Genomic DNA, 16,827 nt, shown 5'->3' on the forward strand with positions numbered 1-16,827 from the left:
CATGTTGCTGGTGACCGGTGGCGCCGGTTTTATCGGATCGAACGTCGTGGCCGCGTTGAACGACGCGGGCCGCACCGACGTGGTTGTCTGCGACATCCTCGGCCATGACGGCAAATGGCGCAATCTGGCCAAGCGCCAGCTCGCCGACTTCGTCCCGCCGACCGAACTGATGGACTGGCTGAAGGGCCGGCGGCTCGACGCCGTGATCCATCTCGGCGCCATTTCGGAGACGACGGCGACCGACGGCGATCTCGTCATCGAAACCAATTTCCGGCTGTCGATGCGACTGCTCGACTGGTGCACGGCAAACGCGACGCCGCTGATCTATGCGTCGTCAGCTGCGACTTATGGTGACGGTGAGCGAGGCTTTCGCGACGACCAGTCCGTGGAAAACCTGAAAAAGCTTCGGCCGATGAATCTGTACGGCTGGAGCAAGCATCTGTTCGATATGGCGGTGGCCGAACGCGCCGCGCGCGGCGAGCGGTTGCCGCCGCAATGGGCCGGACTGAAATTCTTCAACGTGTTCGGGCCCAATGAATATCATAAAGGCACGATGATGAGCGTGCTGGCGCGGCGTTTCGACGACGTCAAGGCCGGTCGCCCCGTGCAATTGTTCAAGTCGCATCGCGAAGGCATCGCGGACGGCGATCAGCGCCGCGATTTCATCTATGTCGACGACGTCGTTCGCGTGATGATTTGGCTGCTGGCCACGCCATCGGTGAGCGGTCTGTTCAACGTTGGAACCGGCACCGCCCGCAGCTTTCGCGATCTGATGCTCGCCGCCTATGCCGCGCTCGGCGCCAAACCCAACATTGAGTATATCGACATGCCCGAACAGATCCGCGGCAGCTATCAATATTTCACCCAGAGCGAAGTCGATCGGCTGCAGCACGCCGGCTACAATGGCGGCTTCACGGCGCTGGAAGACGCGGTCGACGCTTACGTGAAGGGTTTCCTCGACCACACCGATCGCTTCCGCTGACGGGTCACAGGTAAAGATATGTTCGATTTTGACGCCCTGTCGCATGCCATTGCCAGCCGGACCGTGCTGTGCGTCGGCGATCTGATGCTGGACGAGTTCATCTACGGCGAGGTCTCACGGATTTCGCCGGAAGCGCCGGCGCCGGTCATCGCGGTCCAGCGCAGCGAGACCAATGTCGGCGGCGCCGGCAACGTCGCGCGCAATATCGCCTCGCTCGGGGCGCACTGCATCTTCGCAGGATTGATCGGTGAAGACGAAGCGGGCGCCAAACTGAGGGACCAGCTTTCGCGGGAAGGCCGGATCGAGGCCGTGCTGGTGTCCGATCCGGGCCGGCCGACGACGCGCAAAGTGCGTTTCGTCTCCGAGCATTTTTCCACCCACATGCTGCGCGCCGACTGGGAACAGGCGCAGCCGGCGGCGCCCGCTATCGAACAGAAACTGATCGACGCGATCCTGCCGCTGTTGCCGCGCGCCGATATCGTGCTGCTGTCCGACTACGCCAAGGGCGTGCTGACGGCGCGCGTGATCCGCAACGTCATCGACGCTGCGAAGAAGCTCGGCAAGCGGGTGATCGTCGATCCCAAGAGCGCCAATCTGGCGATCTATCGCGGTGCGACGCTGCTGACGCCCAACCGCAAGGAATTCGCCGAAGCGACCCGCAGCCGGGCCGACACCGAACAGGGCATCGCGGATGCCGCGCAGGATGCGATGTATCTGGCCGATTGCGAAGCCATGCTGGTGACGCAAAGCGAACACGGCATGACGCTGGTGGTGCGCGGCGGCGAGGCGATCCATGTGCCGGCGCTTCCGGTGAAGGTGCGCGACGTCTCGGGCGCCGGCGACACGGTCGCCGCGGTACTGGCGCTGACGCTCGCCGCCAACGCCGATTGGGAGACCGCGCTGCGGATGGCGAATGCCGCGGCCGCGGTTGCAGTTAGCAAGAAGGGCACCGCCACCGTCACATCAGCCGAATTGCGCCGGAAAATCCTGCCGCATGCCTCGCTGGCGGCCGAAGAAAAAATCGTGGCGGCCGGCGGCGACCTCGATGTTCATCTGGCGGAGTGGCGCAGCCAAGGCCTCCGCGTCGGTTTCACCAATGGCTGTTTCGACATTCTGCATCCCGGCCACGTCAAAGTGCTGACCGCGGCGCGCGGCGCCTGCGACCGTCTGATCGTCGGGTTGAACAGCGACGCCTCAGTCAAGCGGCTGAAGGGCGAGGCGCGCCCGGTGCAGGACGAACGCGCGCGCGCCGAAGTGCTGGCGGCGCTGGAGGCAGTCGATCTGGTCGCGATCTTCGAGGAGGACACGCCGATCGACCTGATCACGCGGGTGAAGCCGAGCGTGCTGGTCAAGGGCGGCGACTACACCCGCGAGCAGGTCGTCGGCTACGAGGTCGTCGAGGCCTGCGGCGGCGAGGTGCTGCTGATCGATATCCTGCCCGGGCACTCGACGACCTCGCTGGTCGACCGCGCCCGCGGAGGTGCGGCGTGAACGCTGCCGCCGCAACGTCGCCGGCAAGTCAGGCGCTGCCGGCCTGGCGCGATCCTGCAGCCTGGGCCGTGACCGCGGATATTTTCGCGGTGCTGATCGCGTTCGCGCTGCCATGGTCGACCTCGCTGGTCGGCATCTTCGCGATCATCTGGCTGGTGGCGGTAGCGCCGACGCTCGATTTGCGGCTGTTCCTGCAATCGCTGAAGCGGCCGATTTGCGCGCTGCCGATCGCGCTGTTCGCGCTGGCGCTGCTCGGGACGCTGTGGTCCGACGCGCCATGGGGCGCGCGCAGCTACGCGCTGAATCCCGCAACCAAGCTCCTGGTGCTGCCGCTGCTGTTCTATCATTTCGAACGCTCCTCGCGCGGCATGTGGGTGTTCGTTGCTTTCCTGGTTTCCTGCGTGCTGCTGATGATGATGTCCTGGCTGGTCCTGATGTATCCCGGCCTGACGCTCAAGCAGGAGGATGCCGAGCGCGGTATCTTCGTCAAGAACTACATCGACCAGAGCCAGGAATTCGCGCTGTGCGCGGTCGTGCTGGCCTATCCCGTCATCACGCTGCTGCGCGACCGCAAAATCTGGCAGGCGTTGCTGCTGGTTGCGGTTGCCGCGAGCCTTCTCGCCAACATGGCGTTCGTGATCATCTCGCGCACCGCGCTCGTCACCATGCCGATCATGCTCGCGGTGTTCGCGCTGATGCACCTGACACGGCGGACCAACGTCTTGCTGTTTGCGGCCGCGATCGTGCTCGGCGTGCTGGCGTGGACGGCGTCGCCTCAACTGCAGGCGACGACCGAGAAGTTCACGCAGGAATACCGCAGCTACAAAGAAACCAAGCGGGCGACATCGATCGGATTGCGGCTGGAGTTTTGGGAGAAGTCGCTGCGGTTTTTTGCGCAAGCGCCGGTCCTGGGGCACGGAACCGGTTCGACGCGGGGACTGTTCGAGGCGGCCGCCACCGGGCCCGCGGTGCTTGCGCAGGGGACGGTGATCGGAAATCCGCATAACCAGACCCTCAACGTCGCGGTGCAATGGGGTTCCGTCGGCGTCGTCCTCCTGTATGCGATGTGGCTGGTGCATCTGTTGCTGTTTCGCGGTGAAGGCCTGGTGGCGTGGATCGGCCTCATGGTTGTCCTGCAAAACGTCTTCAGCTCGTTGTTCAACTCGCACCTGTTCGATTTTCACGAGGGCTGGATGTACGTGCTGGGTGTCGGAGTGGCCGGCGGCATGATACTGAAGGCCAGGGATGATAGGGGCGGAAGCGCGATGCGGGCGTCCAAGGGCTGAGCGAATCCCGGATCAATAACACCGGTCGTAAACGCTGGTTTGGGTGATCGAGATGAGCTATCAGCGGGGTTTGACGTTGCGGGGCAGGTTTAGTTGATCAAGAGCATGATGCGTCTTCCCCAATTCACGCTGCGGAACCTGCTGATCGCAACGCATGACGCGCTGGCGACCGGCGCGGCGTTGTTTGCCGCCTTCTATCTGCGGTTCGAAGGCGACCAGTTCTACGATCGCCTGCCGCTGCTGCTGCGCATCCTGCCTTATTTCGTCGTGCTCAGCATTGTGGTTTGCTATCTCTCGAATCTCACCACGACGAAATGGCGTTTCATTTCGCTGCCCGACGCGTTGAACATCCTGCGTGTGGCGACGATTCTGACGCTCGCGCTCGTGGTGCTCGACTACGTATTCGTCGCGCCCAACGTCCTTGGCATGCCGGTTGCGCCGAACGTGGCGGGGGCGTTCTTTATCGGCAAGATCACCATCATCCTCTACTGGTTTCTCGAGGTGTTCTTCCTGAGCGGACTGCGGTTCGCCTATCGCTATTTTCGCTACACGCGCGCGCGCCATCACGCCAAGGCCGAGAACGCGTCGCCGGCGCTTCTGGTCGGCCGCGCGGCGGACGCCGAGATTCTGCTGCGCGCCATCGAGAGCGGCGCCGTCAAGCGCATCTGGCCCGTCGGCGTGCTGTCGCCGTCGCCGGCCGATCTCGGGCAGTTGATCCGCAACATTCCCGTGCTGGGTGGGATTGACGACATCGAGGACGTGGTCCGTGATTTCGAGGCCCGCGGCAAGCCGATCGCGCGCATCGTGATGGCGCCATCGGCGTTCGAGCCCGAAGCCAAGCCCGAGGCGGTCCTGATGCGCGCCCGCCGGCTCGGCATGATCGTCAGCCGGCTACCGTCGCTGGAAAGCGGGGAAACGCCGCGGCTGACCACGGTTGCCGTCGAGGACCTGCTGCTGCGTCCGAGCGAGACCATCGACTACGGGCGTCTCGAAACCCTGGTGAGAGGCAAATCCGTCATCGTGACCGGCGGCGGCGGGTCGATCGGTTCGGAAATTTGCGAACGCGTGACGACGTTCGGCGCGTCGCGGCTGCTGGTGATCGAGAATTCGGAACCGGCGCTCTATGCGGTCACCGAAGCGCTGGTCGAGAGCGGGACTGCTGCGCAGATCGAAGGCCGGATCGCCGATATCCGCGATCGCGAGCGGATCATGCGCCTGATGAGCGAGTTCAAGCCGGATATCGTGTTCCATGCCGCGGCGCTCAAGCATGTGCCGATCCTCGAGCGCGACTGGAGCGAGGGCGTCAAGACCAACATCTTCGGCTCGGTCAATGTGGCCGACGCAGCGCTGGCAGCCGGCGCCAAGGCGATGGTGATGATTTCGACCGACAAGGCGATCGAGCCGGTCTCGATGCTGGGCCTGACCAAGCGCTTTGCCGAAATGTATTGCCAGGCGCTCGACCATGATCTGGCGGCGCAGTCGGACGGCAAGCCGCGGATGCGGCTGATTTCCGTGCGGTTCGGCAACGTGCTGGCGTCGAACGGATCCGTCGTGCCGAAGTTCAAGGCGCAGATCGAGGCGGGCGGTCCGGTCACCGTCACCCATCCGGACATGGTCAGGTATTTCATGACCATCCGCGAAGCCTGCGATCTGGTGCTCACGGCCGCGACGCATGCGATGACGCCGGCGCGTCCCGATGTTTCGGTCTACGTGCTCAACATGGGACAACCGGTGAAGATCGTCGATCTTGCCGAGCGCATGATAAGGCTGTCCGGCCTGCAGCCCGGCTACGATATCGAAATCGTCTTCAGCGGGATGCGGCCGGGGGAACGGCTCAACGAGATATTGTTTGCCAGCGAGGAACCGTCCATCGAGATCGGCGTGGCCGGCATCATGGCCGCCAAGCCCAACGAGCCGCCGATGCAGGTGCTTCGCAAATGGCTCGCGATACTGGAGGAAGCGATCGCAAAAGATGATCGTGCCACCATCAGGGCGGTGCTAAAGGACGCTGTGCCCGAATTCGGATCGAACGCCGCTTAATTCATTGCCCGCGCCGGCCCGCGTCCCGCGAGGCCGCTTCGAAAGCCAAGATGCGCAAGTCCGGAAAAGTCGTCGTCGTCACCCAGCACTACCCGCCGGACCAGAGCACGACCGCGGCGATCATGGTGGCGATTTCAGACCATCTGGCGCAGCAAGCCCCGGTTCTGGTGCTTTCGGGATCGCCGGGATCGGCGTTCCCTGGCTCTTCCGCCCAGCCGGCTGTCGTTGAAATCAGGAACCGGATGCCCGGGAAGGCCGCGCTGATCCAGCGCGCCACCGCCGAGATATTGTTCACGCTCCGGGTATTTCTGGCGTTGCTGAGGAAGTTGCAGCGGGGGGATGTGGTGCTGATGGTCACCGCGCCCTTCATGCTGCCCTATGCCGCCACCGCGGCCGCGCGCTTGAAGCGGGCGGGCTCCGTGCTGATCATGCACGACCTCTATCCCGAGGTGCTCGTGATGAGCGGATTGCTCAAACCGCAGTCGCTGGCGGCGAAGGCCATGCGCGGGCTGAACGCGCTGATGTTTCGCGCGCTGAGCGCGGTTGTCGTGATCGGGCGCGATACCGAGAAGCTGCTCTTGCAATACGGCGAGGCGATGCGCGCGAAAATGCATTTCATCCCGAACTGGGCGACCTTGTCTCCCGCGGTTCGTCCGATCCTGCCGGACAATCCATATCGCAAGGCGAATCCTGCGCGCTTCGTGGTCGGTCTTTCCGGCAACCTTGGCTTCACGCATGATCCGGTCATTGTATTCGAGGCGGCGCGCCTGCTGCGCGACAGGGCGGACATCCATTTCCTGCTGTCCGGCTGGGGCATCGGCTTCGACCGCATCAAGCAGATGCAGTCGGAAACCGGCCTGCCAAACGTGACCTTCGTCGATCGCGTGGCTGACCAGGACCTGGAAACGTTCCTGGCGGCGGCGGATGTGTGGGTGATCCCGTATCGCAAGGATCTTGCCGGCGTATCGGTTCCCAGCCGGTTCTATAATCTGCTGGCGATGGGGCGCCCGGTGATGCTGGCTTCCGAACCTGAAGCCGAGGCGGCACAGATCGTGCGCGAGCACGACGTCGGGTGGGTGGTCACGCCCGGCAAGGCCGACGAACTTGCCGGCGCCATAGCCATGGCCGCGTCGTCGCAGGACGAGGCGAGGGCCGAACGCGCGGCGGGCATCGCGCAGCGCTTCAATTTGCCGGATGCGATGCAGCGTTACGCGCAGCTCGTTCTCGGGCTCGTGCGAGGCAACCCATGACGGCGACCCGGCCCGTCGTCCTGGTCACCGGGGCAAACGGTTTCGTCGGTCGGCATCTCTCAGTCGCGCTGGAAGCAAGGGGTTGGACCGCACGGCGCGCCCAACGCGTGCTGTCGGGGGGCGACCATGAGGTCCAGATCGGGGCGATCGGACCGCAAACCGATTGGCGCGCGGCGCTCGACGGTGTTGCGGCGGTGGTGCACCTGGCGGCCCGCGTTCATCATCCCAACGAGGAGAATGCCGGCGAGATTTATCGCACGATCAACACGGAGGGGACGCTGCAGCTTGCACGGTCTGCCGCGGCGGCCGGCGTGCAGCGCTTCGTCTATCTCAGTACCATTCTCGTCAATGGCGCCACCACCGAAGGGCGGGAGCCGTTTCGCGAAGAGGACGATCTCAAGCCACGCGGCGTGTACGGCATGTCGAAGGTGGCTGCCGAATCCGGCCTCGCGCCGATCGCAGCGCAGACCGGGATGCAGGTTTCGATCGTTCGCCCGCCGCTGATTTACGGGACGGGCGCGGCGGGGAATTTCCAGCTGCTGGTCAAGGCGGTACGGCGCGGCGTGCCGCTGCCATTCGCGTCGATCCGCAATCGCCGGGCGTTTTTGGGCGTCCAGAACCTGTGCTCCTTTATTGCCCACCGGCTCGCGGCCCCGGGCGGAAATCTGGAGACCTTTCTGGTGGCCGACGGCGAACAGGTGTCGACGCCGGAATTCGTCAGGCAAATCGCGGCGGCGGTCGGCACCAGCGCGCGACTGCTGCCGGGCCCGGAGCCAGTGTTGCGCTGGCTGCTGAAACTGGGCGGCCGCGCCGAAGCCGGCGACAGCCTGATCGGCTCGCTGGAGATCGATATGTCGAAAGCGCTCGCCAGCGGCTGGCGGCCTGAACTCAGTCTCGAGGCCGGACTTCGGCTGGCGGTGGGCGCGCCCCGCCAGGACTGACTACTTAAGGCGACGTCCGTTGTTGCGAGAAGCGGCGCATCACCAACACAACCAGGATCCCGCCGATCGCAAGCAGCATGACCTGGATCGAGACTTGCTGGATTCGCGTTGCGGCAACTGCAAGCGCCGCAAGGACGAGGTTGAGCGCGAAAACTTCGCCGACGACCCGCCATACCGTAAACCCGTTGTCGGTGGCGCGCTGATAATAATGCGTGCGATGCGCGGCCCAGAACGGCTCGCGCTTCACCAGCCGCCGCAACAGCGTCGCCGTGGCGTCGACCAGATAATACAGCGGCAACAGCAGCGCGGCTGCGAATTGCTGATGCCACGCCAGTTGCAACAGCAGCCAGCCGAGCAAGAGGCCGATCGGCAAACTGCCGACGTCGCCGAGAAAGATTCTGGCGACCGGGCGATTGAAGGGCGCAAATCCCAGCAGCGCGCCGCAGAGCGCCGCGGCGACAATCGTCGTCGATGTCGCGGCGTCGCCAAGCCAGCCGAGCAGCACGACCGCCGCGGTGAGCGGCACCGCTTCGGCCACCGTCATCAGGTCGAGGCCATCCATGAAGTTGACCAGGTTCACGAACCAGAGACCGGCCAGCAGCGTGAGCACGCGCTCAATCCAGAGCGGGCAGGCCGGAATGATCCGCAAGTCATCGGGTGCGGCGAAAATCACGGCGGAGACGGCCAATCCCTGCAGTATCAGCCGCGGCAGCACCGGTATGAACCTGACGTCATCGGCAAGGCCAACGGCCGCAATGAACAGGGTCGCGCCGAAAACCGCGATCGGGATTTTCACGTCCGCCGTTCCCGCGAAAATGATGACGACCCCGGCGACGACCAGCGTTGCCATAATCACGCCGATGCCCGCGCCTTGCGGCGTCGGGAGGCGATGCGAGGACCGCGCATTGGGGTCGGCCAGCGCGTGCCGCAACAGCAGCGGCCGGGTCGCCCAGATCAGGACAGCCGACAGCAGCGCGGCCAGAACCGCGGCAAGCAGCGACAGGGACAATTGGGAATCGATCATTCTACCCGGCGGTGAAGATGGCGGATTGCGGCAGGCCTATTTCGGAACTTCGATGGCAACGGCACCCTGGGCAGCCTTCTCGGCGCTGAAGATCCATACCAGTCCGCCAACGGCGCCGACGATGAACGATACCGCGCCGAACAGCAGCGAAACGTTCACGCCTTCGTTCGTCATCAACCCGGCATATCCGAAAGCCAGCCCCATGGTGGCTTCGCGAACGCCCCAGCCGGCGATCGAGATCGGCAGCATCGTGATCAGCATGACCGGCGGTATCAATTGAAAGACCTGGCCGAACACCACGGGCGCGGCGATCGATTGCACCACGCACCAGGCGATGACCACGGTGAGAACGTGAACCAGAAGAGAGAGAGCCGCAATTTTCGGTCCGCGGTCCCAGCTGAAAATGACCCGGTTCGCGATCTCGGCGCAGGCGCGGATGTGATGCGTCGCCCACCAGCGCTTCAGCCAGGGCCACGGCAAGACGCCGAGGATCAGAAATCCGACGCCGGCGGCGAGCGCGGTAAAATCGACCAGCAGCAGCGCGGATCGCCCGTGGGGGTCGCTGATCAGGCTGTAGCTCCATGGCAGGCTCGCGACGATGATGATCGCAAGCGCGATCAGGCCGATGGCACGGTCGACGAAGATCGAATAGGTCGCGGCCCGCCAGCCGGCGCCGGCGCGCGCAACCAGCCAGAGCCGCACGGCATCGCCGCCGATCGAAGACGGCAACGTCTGATTGAAGAAGGTGCCGATCACATTGAAGCGCATCGCCTGCCTGGGCTCGAGCGGCGCGCCGCATTCAGCGCTGATTTCGCGCCATCGCAACACGCCGACGAAAATCTGCAGGAACGAGATCGCGATCGCCAGCGCGATCCAGCCCAGGCTCTCGAGTTGGATGCGCGAGGCGAGATCGTACAGATTGATCTTGCGCAACGAGAAATAAAGCAGCGCAACCGAAATCAATATCTTGACGGTCGAAAGCAGGATCCGGCGCATCTCGTTGGCGCTTGCCAGGTTTGAGAAAGGGGGTCAAAAGCGGCGCAAATCGGCGCCAGGCGCCGAACTTCGCCGCCTTGGTATGGTTTTAAAGCCAATATGGCAATAGAGCGTTTTCCAGCGAAGTGGATACCGGTCCGCGTCAAGAAAACCCGTCAAATCAAGACTCTAGAGCCCCATTCCGATTCAATCGCAGCGGAAAGGCGCTCGCCGCACATCTGGCTATTGCGGCACCCTCCGCACGGCGGGTAAAGAGGCCCGGAACGGATCGATGGCGCCGGCCGGTGGCTCGCAAGGATGTGATGTCGGATCAGACAATATTGGTCACCGGTGCCGCGGATTTCATCAGGCCCGATATGACGAATTTTCCGCGCACCGGCGCGATTCCCGGGGGAGCGCCGATCGGGCTCTTTAACCATGGCAAGATGCGTCGCGATTTCGCCCATATCGACGACGACACCCGTGTAGTAATGCGCCTGGTCGATCGGGTACGTCGTGATGACGGTCCGGCGCGGATCCTGCAAGGTCGGCGATCGTCATCCGGAAGCGCCGCCCCATGTGGTAGCGGTTCCGGAGAAGGAGTTTGGCCGCTTTGCGGTCAAGGATATGTTGCCGATGCAGCCGAAGACGTAACCGATGCCTTCGCCGATCTGATGCGAGAAGCAGGCTTCAGGGCCGCAACATCGATCGACGACGGCAGCCGCGACTTTGTCGCCTAGCGTCACGACCACTACAGGATTTGAGGTACCGATGGACCGACGAATTATTCCCCTGATCATGTGCGGCGGCGCCGGAACTCGACTGTGGCCGGCCTCGCGCGAGGTCCATCCGAAGCAGTTCTTGCCCTTGTTCGGGGCACGTTCGACGTTTCAGGACACGCTGATACGGGTATCGGATGCGTCGCTGTTCGAACGTCCTGTCATCATCACCAACAATGCCTATCGCTTCATGGTGCTCGAACAACTGGCCGAGATCGGCCTGGAGGCCGATGTGCTGCTGGAGCCGATGCGGCGCGACTCCGGACCTGCGATCGCGGCCGGTGCCGCATTTGCGCAGACGCGCGACAAGGAAGCGATCATCCTGGCGCTGGCGGCCGATCACGTGGTGCGCGACACCGCAGCCTTCGTCGCCGCCTGCCGTGAGGGGCTGACGGCTGCGCAAGCCGGACACATCGTGACCTTTGGCGTCCAGCCCGAGCGTGCCGCCACCGAATATGGCTACATCAGCCCCGGCGATGTTATCTCGGGGCAGGTTCGCGCGGTCGCAAAATTCGTCGAAAAGCCCGACGCGGAAACGGCGGCGGGTTATGTCAAATCGGGCTATCTCTGGAACAGCGGCAACTTCATGTTCCGCGCCGCGGTGCTGCTCGATGAATATCGCAAGGTCGACGCCGGCAGCGTTCGGGCGGTGGCTGACTCCGTCGCCAGCGCCGGCAGCGACCTCGGTTTTATCAAGCTCGATACCGATACGTTCGCTTCCGCCAAGTCGATCTCGATCGACTATGCGGTGATGGAGAAGACGTCGCGCACCGCCGTGGTGCCGGTCGCCTGCGGCTGGTCCGATGTCGGCTCCTGGCATGCGGTGTGGGAATTGTCCGACAAGGACGGGCAGGGCAACGCCGCGCGCGGTGCGGCCGTGTTCGAGGATTCGCGCAATTGCAATGTGACGACCGACCGCGCGCTGGTCGCGCTCGAAGGCGTCGACGATCTCGTGGTGGTCGCCACGCAGGACGCGGTGCTGGTTTCCAGGCAAAAGGACGCCAACGGGCTGAAGCGGCTGGTTGCGACATTGAAGACCGTGGCGCCGCAGGTGACCGAGGACCACATCAAGGTGCACCGGCCCTGGGGCTCCTATCAGTCGGTCGACAATGGCGAGCGTCATCAGGTCAAGCGCATCATCGTCAAGCCCGGCGGACGGCTCTCGCTGCAGAAGCACCATCACCGTTCCGAGCACTGGATCGTGGTGCGCGGCGCCGCGCGCGTCACCGTCAACGAACTGGTCAAGACCGTGCACGAAAACGAATCGATCTACATTCCGATCGGCGCGGTGCACCGGCTGGAAAATCCCGGCAAGATCCAGCTCGAACTGATCGAGGTCCAGACCGGCAGCTACTTTGGTGAGGATGATATCATCCGCATCGAGGATGATTATCAGCGGACGTAACGCGGGATGAGTTCGGTTGAAGCGGCAGACGTCATCCTGAGGTGCGAGCGCAGCGAGCCTCGAAGGATGGGCCACGGGCGCTTCTCATCCTTCGAGGCGCGTGAGGGCGCGCACCTACGGGTGAACGCAATTGCGTTCATCCCGGGGATGACGCGATAACGCTCCGAGCGAAACTACTGCACGTCCCGCACGACGCGAAAACCATTGGCGAAATAGCGCACGTCGAGATCGTACCGGTAGCGCGCCGCCGACGTGACCGTATTGGCCTTGTTGGCGAACGATCCGCCGCGCAAAACGCGCTGACGGCAATTGCCCTGCGTCCAGGCCGAGCCGTCCTTGGGCGCATTCTTGTAATTGTCGTTCCAGCAGTCCTCGACCCATTCGTAGACGTTTCCGGATGTGTCGTAGAGCCCGAAGCCGTTCGGCCGGTAGGATCCGGTGCGCATCGTCCGGCGCAGCGAGTCGCCGCAATTGTCGCAATTGGCGTTCGACTTGCCGACCTCTTTGCCCCACCAGTAGGTGGTGGTGGTGCCGGCGCGCGCGGCATATTCCCACTCGGCCTCGCTCGGCAGGCGGTAGTTGCGGCCGGTCTTCTGCGTCAACCACAGCACAAACGCCTTGGCGTCCTCCCAACTCACGTCGATGACCGGTTGATCGCCGCGGCCCCAGCCGCGATCGTCCGGCCGGTGCCTGCATTTGCCGTCCGAGACGCAGGCATCCCACTCGGCGAAACTGGTTTCGCGCCGTTCGATCGCGAAGTTCTTGGCGATGGTGACCCGGTGCGGCGGTCCCTCGTAGGGGCTGTCCTTGCCGCCCATGTCAAACTCGCCCGACGGCACCACGACCATTTCCGGGCAATCCGGACAGTCGCGAAACAGCTCGCCGGGTTCGGGCGCCGCGGCCGTCTGGGCGGCGGCCGGGCCGGTGGCGAATAAAAAAATCAAAAATGCAAAAAATCTGAACATCATACCCTCGGCCTCAATTGCGCCGGTCGTCTTGCGGCCGCCTGTTGCTCCATCGTGCCCGCAACACGCCATAAAATCAAAAGTCGCAGTGTCGCTATCGACCGTTTAGGACGGAGGTATTATGGTACTGTCAAAGCTCGCCCGCAGGCGGACGTGAGCATGTGCGCCTTGTAACGACCGTTCGCGGCGCTCCGGGCAGGGGACGATATTAAATGGCGCAAATCCAGTGTACTATTTCACAGACGCATTACAGTTCTTGAGTTATTTGAGATTTTGGCAGCCGGCCTGCCGTAATTTTAGGAGGTGTGTGTGTTCTCCAGAGTATCGACCGGAATTGCTGTTTCGCTTTTGATGCTGGCAGGAACGATCGGAACGGGCCACGGACAGCAAAAGCCGGTCGGTGGTCCCAATCCCTCTCCCCCCGGTGCGGCCGTTTACTTCGTTGGTCTCAAGGACGGTCAGACCGTTCCGACCACTTTCACCGTGAATTTCGGCCTCAAGGGCATGGGCGTCGCGCCCGCCGGCTCCGACAAGGCGAATGCCGGACACCACCATTTGCTGATCGACACCGAGCTGCCGCCGCTCGATCAGCCGATACCGAGCGACTTCAATCATCTGCATTTTGGTGCGGGGCAAACCGAAGCCGAAGTGACGCTGCCGGAAGGCGAGCACACCCTGCAGCTGGTGCTCGGCGACAAGGACCATATTCCGAATACGATTCCGGTGATCTCCGAGCGGATCAAAATTCGCGTGGTGACCGCCTCCCAGATGCCTGCGGCAGCGTCGGCGGCGGCGGCGGCGCCCGCCACGACCAATCCCGTCAGCGCGGGCCGCAAGAAATCTCCTGATGGCGCCAAGGTGTATTTCGTCTTTCCGAAGAATCGCGGCTATGTGACACCGACGCCGGTCATCCGTTTCGGCCTGATCGGCATGGGCGTCGCACCCGCCGGCTTCGAGAAGGTCAACACCGGTCACCACCATCTGCTGATCGATACCGACGTGCCGAACCTCGATTTGCCGATTCCCGCCGACTTCAATCATCTGCATTTCGGCGCCGGCCAGACCGAAGCCAAGATCACGCTGCCGCTCGGCAAGCATACCTTGCGATTGCTGCTGGCGGACGAGCTCCACATCCCACACGATCCGCCTTTGCTGTCGGAGCCGATCACGGTCACGGTTACCGCCAACGGTCGTCCGCCCGCGAAGAAGAAGTTTCGCAAATATCGTCGCTATTACTAAGGGGGCACTTTCGGAGCCTGCCATGAGCACACGTCGTCCGATCTGGATTGCAGCTCTGTATAGTCTCGTGCTGCTGACCTGTTCGATCAGCGTTGCGAAGGCCGACCGGCGCGTCGCGCTGGTGGTCGGCAACTCGAATTACAGCAATGCGAGCCTGTTCCTTTCCAACCCGAAGAATGACGCCACCGACGTCGCCGCCGCGCTGCGCGGCGTTGGTTTTGAGGTGTTGCAGGCGATCGACGCCAACAAGCGCGATCTCGATTTGAACATGGCGAAGTTCGCCCGGCTGGCGATCGACGCCGACGCCGCGCTGTTCTTTTACGCCGGTCATGCCGTCCAGTATCAGGGCCGCAACTACCTGATGCCGACCGATGCCGAAGTCGAGGACGAGATCAGCTTCCGTTACCAGATGACGCCGCTCGACGACGTGCGCGCCGCGCTCGACCGCGGCGACGGCGTCAAGATCGTGATCCTCGATGCCTGCCGCAACAATCCGATCGTCAACGCGCTTCGCCGCAAGAAGAAGTCCGGCGACAGCCGCGCCATCGATGCGGTGCGCGGCGGCCTTGCCAAGATCGACAAGGCCCAGGGCATGGTGGTGGCCTATGCCACCGCGGCGGATGAAGTCGCCGCCGACGGCGACGGCCGCAACAGCCCGTTCACCAGCGCCTTCCTGAAGCGGCTCAAGGAGCCCGGCCTCGAGATCGAACAATTGTTTCGGCGCGTCGCCGCCGACGTCAACGCCCAGACCGGCGGCCGCCAGCGGCCGGAAACCTATGTGTCGCTGCTGAGCAATTACTATCTCAACCAGACCGACCGGATCGCGTTCGACAAGATCAAGGACTCGCCCGATCCCGCCGTGCTGCAGGACTTCATCGCCAAGTTCTCGACGTCGAGCTACGTGCCGGAGGCGCAAAACCGCATCCAGCGCATCGAGGCCGCGATTCGCGAGCGCCAGAACCTGGAGGCCCGGCAGCGGGAAGCAGCCAGGCTCGCGGAGGAACAGCGCAAGGCCGAGCGTGAAGCCGCGCTGCGCAAACTGGCCGAGCAGGAAGAGGCGCTGCGCAAGCAGGAGAGTTTGCGCGCGCAGGCGGCGGCCGAAAAAGTCCGTAAGGAGCGCGAGGCCGCCCAGGCGCAGGAAGAGCAGCGCTTGCGGCTCGTCGCCGAGAAAGAGCGCAAGGAGCGTGAAGCTGCCAAGGCGCAGGAAGAGCAACGCGTGAAACTCGCGGCCGAGCGGGAACGCAAGCTGCGGGAAGAGGCTGCGCAGTTGCTGGCCGAGCAGGCCCGGACCAAGATTGCCGCGATCGACCGGAAGGAGCCGCCGTCGCTTGCCGGCATATCCACTGAGATCCGGACGCTGCCGCCGCAGGCCGCGCCGGCCGCTGCCGATCAACCCTGCGATCGCGACGGGGCCGCGCTGGCGCAGTTGCGCAGCAACCCGTCGCTTGAGGCCGTCACGGAGTTGGAGCGCAGCCTCAGCTGCGAGAAATTGCGCGCACAGATCCTGAGGTTGCGGGAAAGCCTCTCGGCGGTCGCCCATGCGGCGCCAGCCGTCGCCGCGCAGAGCAAGCCGATCGTTGAAAAAGTTACCCCGCCGCCGGCCGTGGTTCTCGCGCCGCCGCCAGCGCCGCCGGCTGCGCCAAAACAAGAAGCCGCCCCGAAGCCGCCGGAGCCGCCGAAGGCCGTCGTTGCGGCGGTCGGAGCCACACCGAACTGCAAGCAGGACGAAGCTCGACTTGCCAAGATCCGCGCCAATCCCTCGCACGCCGATCTGGCTTCGTTGGAGCGTGAGCTGAGCTGCGAGCGCTTGCGCCCGCAAATCGTACGGCTGCGCGAGAGCCTGCCCAAGGAAGCTGCCAAGGAAGCTGCCAAGGAAGCAGCCAAGGAGGCGGCGAAACCGAACGAGCCGGCGGTTGCCGCCAATCCGCCGACCCTCCAGTCGGCCCAGTCCGCGCCGACCGGGGCGAAGCCGGCGCAATCCGCGCCGATTGTTCAGGTCCGAAGCTGTGACGAGGAAAGGGCCACCCTGGCCAAGCTGCGCGCCAGCCAGTCACGCGAGGATGTGGTTCGATTCGAGCGTGAGCTCGCCTGCGAGCAGTTGCGGCCCCAGGTCATCCGGCTTCGCGAAAGCCTGTCCGGCGGGTAGCCAGGAAAAACGCCACTAAACCTTAGCCACCAGCATCGGTCGCGGCAGCGGCCGATGCACTTAATTCCTCCATATTGCAGTGGCCTAAGCCCCGCATGAGCCCTGCCCAATCACCGTTTTGTGTGCCAGTCGAAGTGTCTCCCGGGCTGTAACTCTTTGAATCAAAACGTGTCCGGATAGAAGGGATGGCATTCGCCACATTTGTGGCGGCGTGCTAGAGAACCCACCGGGGACGTTGGAGCATGATTCCGGAAAGCGCCTGCCTCACGCGATGCGGGGTGGGCACCGGTCTTCCGAAAGGATC

13 protein-coding genes are annotated in these 16,827 nt (G+C 63.8%); 10 read left to right on the forward strand and 3 right to left on the reverse strand.

Going from position 1 to position 16,827, the window contains the following annotated elements:
- Position 1: 1 nt before the first annotated feature.
- The 6 genes from rfaD to ACSQ84_RS08825 all read left to right on the forward strand — a co-directional run bounded on the left by rfaD (position 2) and on the right by ACSQ84_RS08825 (position 7,990).
- Positions 2-982 carry an ADP-glyceromanno-heptose 6-epimerase gene (gene rfaD / locus ACSQ84_RS08800; protein WP_436211284.1) on the forward strand — a complete coding sequence of 327 codons (981 nt, stop codon included), beginning with the start codon at positions 2-4 and terminating at the stop codon, positions 980-982.
- An 18-nt stretch (positions 983-1,000) separates the two neighbouring features.
- A complete protein-coding gene (gene rfaE1 / locus ACSQ84_RS08805; protein WP_436211285.1) occupies positions 1,001-2,473 on the forward strand; it encodes a D-glycero-beta-D-manno-heptose-7-phosphate kinase in 1,473 nt (490 codons plus the stop codon).
- Positions 2,470-3,759 (forward strand): O-antigen ligase family protein, encoded by a 1,290-nt coding sequence (locus ACSQ84_RS08810; protein WP_436211286.1) that lies wholly within the window; start codon positions 2,470-2,472, stop codon positions 3,757-3,759. Before rfaE1 ends, ACSQ84_RS08810 begins: the two co-directional genes overlap by 4 nt.
- 105 nt (positions 3,760-3,864) lie before the next feature.
- Positions 3,865-5,799 carry an SDR family NAD(P)-dependent oxidoreductase gene (locus tag ACSQ84_RS08815; RefSeq protein ID WP_436211287.1) on the forward strand — a complete coding sequence of 645 codons (1,935 nt, stop codon included), beginning with the start codon at positions 3,865-3,867 and terminating at the stop codon, positions 5,797-5,799.
- Between the two features lie 50 nt (positions 5,800-5,849).
- On the forward strand, positions 5,850-7,049 hold the full coding sequence (locus tag ACSQ84_RS08820) for a glycosyltransferase family 4 protein (protein ID WP_436211288.1): 1,200 nt from the start codon (positions 5,850-5,852) through the stop codon (positions 7,047-7,049).
- Positions 7,046-7,990, forward strand: a complete 945-nt coding sequence (locus tag ACSQ84_RS08825; protein ID WP_436211289.1) for an NAD-dependent epimerase/dehydratase family protein — start codon at positions 7,046-7,048, stop codon at positions 7,988-7,990. The genes ACSQ84_RS08820 and ACSQ84_RS08825 overlap by 4 nt, the downstream gene beginning before the upstream one ends.
- 4 nt (positions 7,991-7,994) lie before the next feature.
- Here the strand turns inward: ACSQ84_RS08825 and ACSQ84_RS08830 are convergent, their stop codons facing one another.
- Positions 7,995-9,014 (reverse strand): glycosyl transferase, encoded by a 1,020-nt coding sequence (locus ACSQ84_RS08830; protein WP_436211290.1) that lies wholly within the window; start codon positions 9,012-9,014, stop codon positions 7,995-7,997.
- A 36-nt stretch (positions 9,015-9,050) separates the two neighbouring features.
- Positions 9,051-10,010, reverse strand: coding sequence for a lysylphosphatidylglycerol synthase transmembrane domain-containing protein (locus tag ACSQ84_RS08835; protein ID WP_436211291.1), 960 nt, complete (start codon positions 10,008-10,010; stop codon positions 9,051-9,053).
- 284 nt (positions 10,011-10,294) lie between these two features.
- On the opposite strand from ACSQ84_RS08835, the gene ACSQ84_RS08840 reads away from it, so the two are divergent.
- Complete coding sequence (locus tag ACSQ84_RS08840) at positions 10,295-10,729, forward strand: hypothetical protein (RefSeq protein ID WP_436211292.1); 435 nt, start codon at positions 10,295-10,297, stop codon at positions 10,727-10,729.
- Between the two features lie 31 nt (positions 10,730-10,760).
- On the forward strand, positions 10,761-12,173 hold the full coding sequence (locus tag ACSQ84_RS08845; protein WP_436211293.1) for a mannose-1-phosphate guanylyltransferase/mannose-6-phosphate isomerase: 1,413 nt from the start codon (positions 10,761-10,763) through the stop codon (positions 12,171-12,173).
- A 173-nt stretch (positions 12,174-12,346) separates the two neighbouring features.
- On the opposite strand, the gene ACSQ84_RS08850 is transcribed toward ACSQ84_RS08845, so the two are convergent.
- Positions 12,347-13,138 (reverse strand): formylglycine-generating enzyme family protein, encoded by a 792-nt coding sequence (locus ACSQ84_RS08850; RefSeq protein WP_436211294.1) that lies wholly within the window; start codon positions 13,136-13,138, stop codon positions 12,347-12,349.
- A gap of 309 nt (positions 13,139-13,447) precedes the next feature.
- Between ACSQ84_RS08850 and ACSQ84_RS08855 the strand changes: the two genes are divergently transcribed.
- Together ACSQ84_RS08855 and ACSQ84_RS08860 are read left to right on the forward strand one after the other, a co-directional pair.
- Complete coding sequence (locus ACSQ84_RS08855; RefSeq protein ID WP_436211295.1) at positions 13,448-14,377, forward strand: DUF4399 domain-containing protein; 930 nt, start codon at positions 13,448-13,450, stop codon at positions 14,375-14,377.
- 22 nt (positions 14,378-14,399) lie between these two features.
- Positions 14,400-16,523 carry a caspase family protein gene (locus ACSQ84_RS08860; RefSeq protein ID WP_436211296.1) on the forward strand — a complete coding sequence of 708 codons (2,124 nt, stop codon included), beginning with the start codon at positions 14,400-14,402 and terminating at the stop codon, positions 16,521-16,523.
- Positions 16,524-16,827 lie beyond the last annotated feature (304 nt).

The sequence above is a fragment of the Bradyrhizobium sp. LjRoot220 genome, from assembly GCF_964252915.1.
In the GTDB taxonomy this organism is placed as follows: domain Bacteria; phylum Pseudomonadota; class Alphaproteobacteria; order Rhizobiales; family Xanthobacteraceae; genus Bradyrhizobium.

What these genes read in the sequence shown, in the direction of transcription:
- rfaD (WP_436211284.1), top strand. Translation starts at nt 2, where the DNA reads ATGTTGCTGGTGACCGGTGGCGCCGGTTTTATCGGATCGAACGTCGTG.
- rfaE1 (WP_436211285.1), top strand. Translation starts at nt 1,001, where the DNA reads ATGTTCGATTTTGACGCCCTGTCGCATGCCATTGCCAGCCGGACCGTG.
- ACSQ84_RS08815 (WP_436211287.1), top strand. Translation starts at nt 3,865, where the DNA reads ATGATGCGTCTTCCCCAATTCACGCTGCGGAACCTGCTGATCGCAACG.
- ACSQ84_RS08820 (WP_436211288.1), top strand. Translation starts at nt 5,850, where the DNA reads ATGCGCAAGTCCGGAAAAGTCGTCGTCGTCACCCAGCACTACCCGCCG.
- ACSQ84_RS08825 (WP_436211289.1), top strand. Translation starts at nt 7,046, where the DNA reads ATGACGGCGACCCGGCCCGTCGTCCTGGTCACCGGGGCAAACGGTTTC.
- ACSQ84_RS08830 (WP_436211290.1), bottom strand. Translation starts at nt 9,014, where the DNA reads ATGATCGATTCCCAATTGTCCCTGTCGCTGCTTGCCGCGGTTCTGGCC.
- ACSQ84_RS08835 (WP_436211291.1), bottom strand. Translation starts at nt 10,010, where the DNA reads ATGCGCCGGATCCTGCTTTCGACCGTCAAGATATTGATTTCGGTTGCG.
- ACSQ84_RS08845 (WP_436211293.1), top strand. Translation starts at nt 10,761, where the DNA reads ATGGACCGACGAATTATTCCCCTGATCATGTGCGGCGGCGCCGGAACT.
- ACSQ84_RS08850 (WP_436211294.1), bottom strand. Translation starts at nt 13,138, where the DNA reads ATGTTCAGATTTTTTGCATTTTTGATTTTTTTATTCGCCACCGGCCCG.
- ACSQ84_RS08860 (WP_436211296.1), top strand. Translation starts at nt 14,400, where the DNA reads ATGAGCACACGTCGTCCGATCTGGATTGCAGCTCTGTATAGTCTCGTG.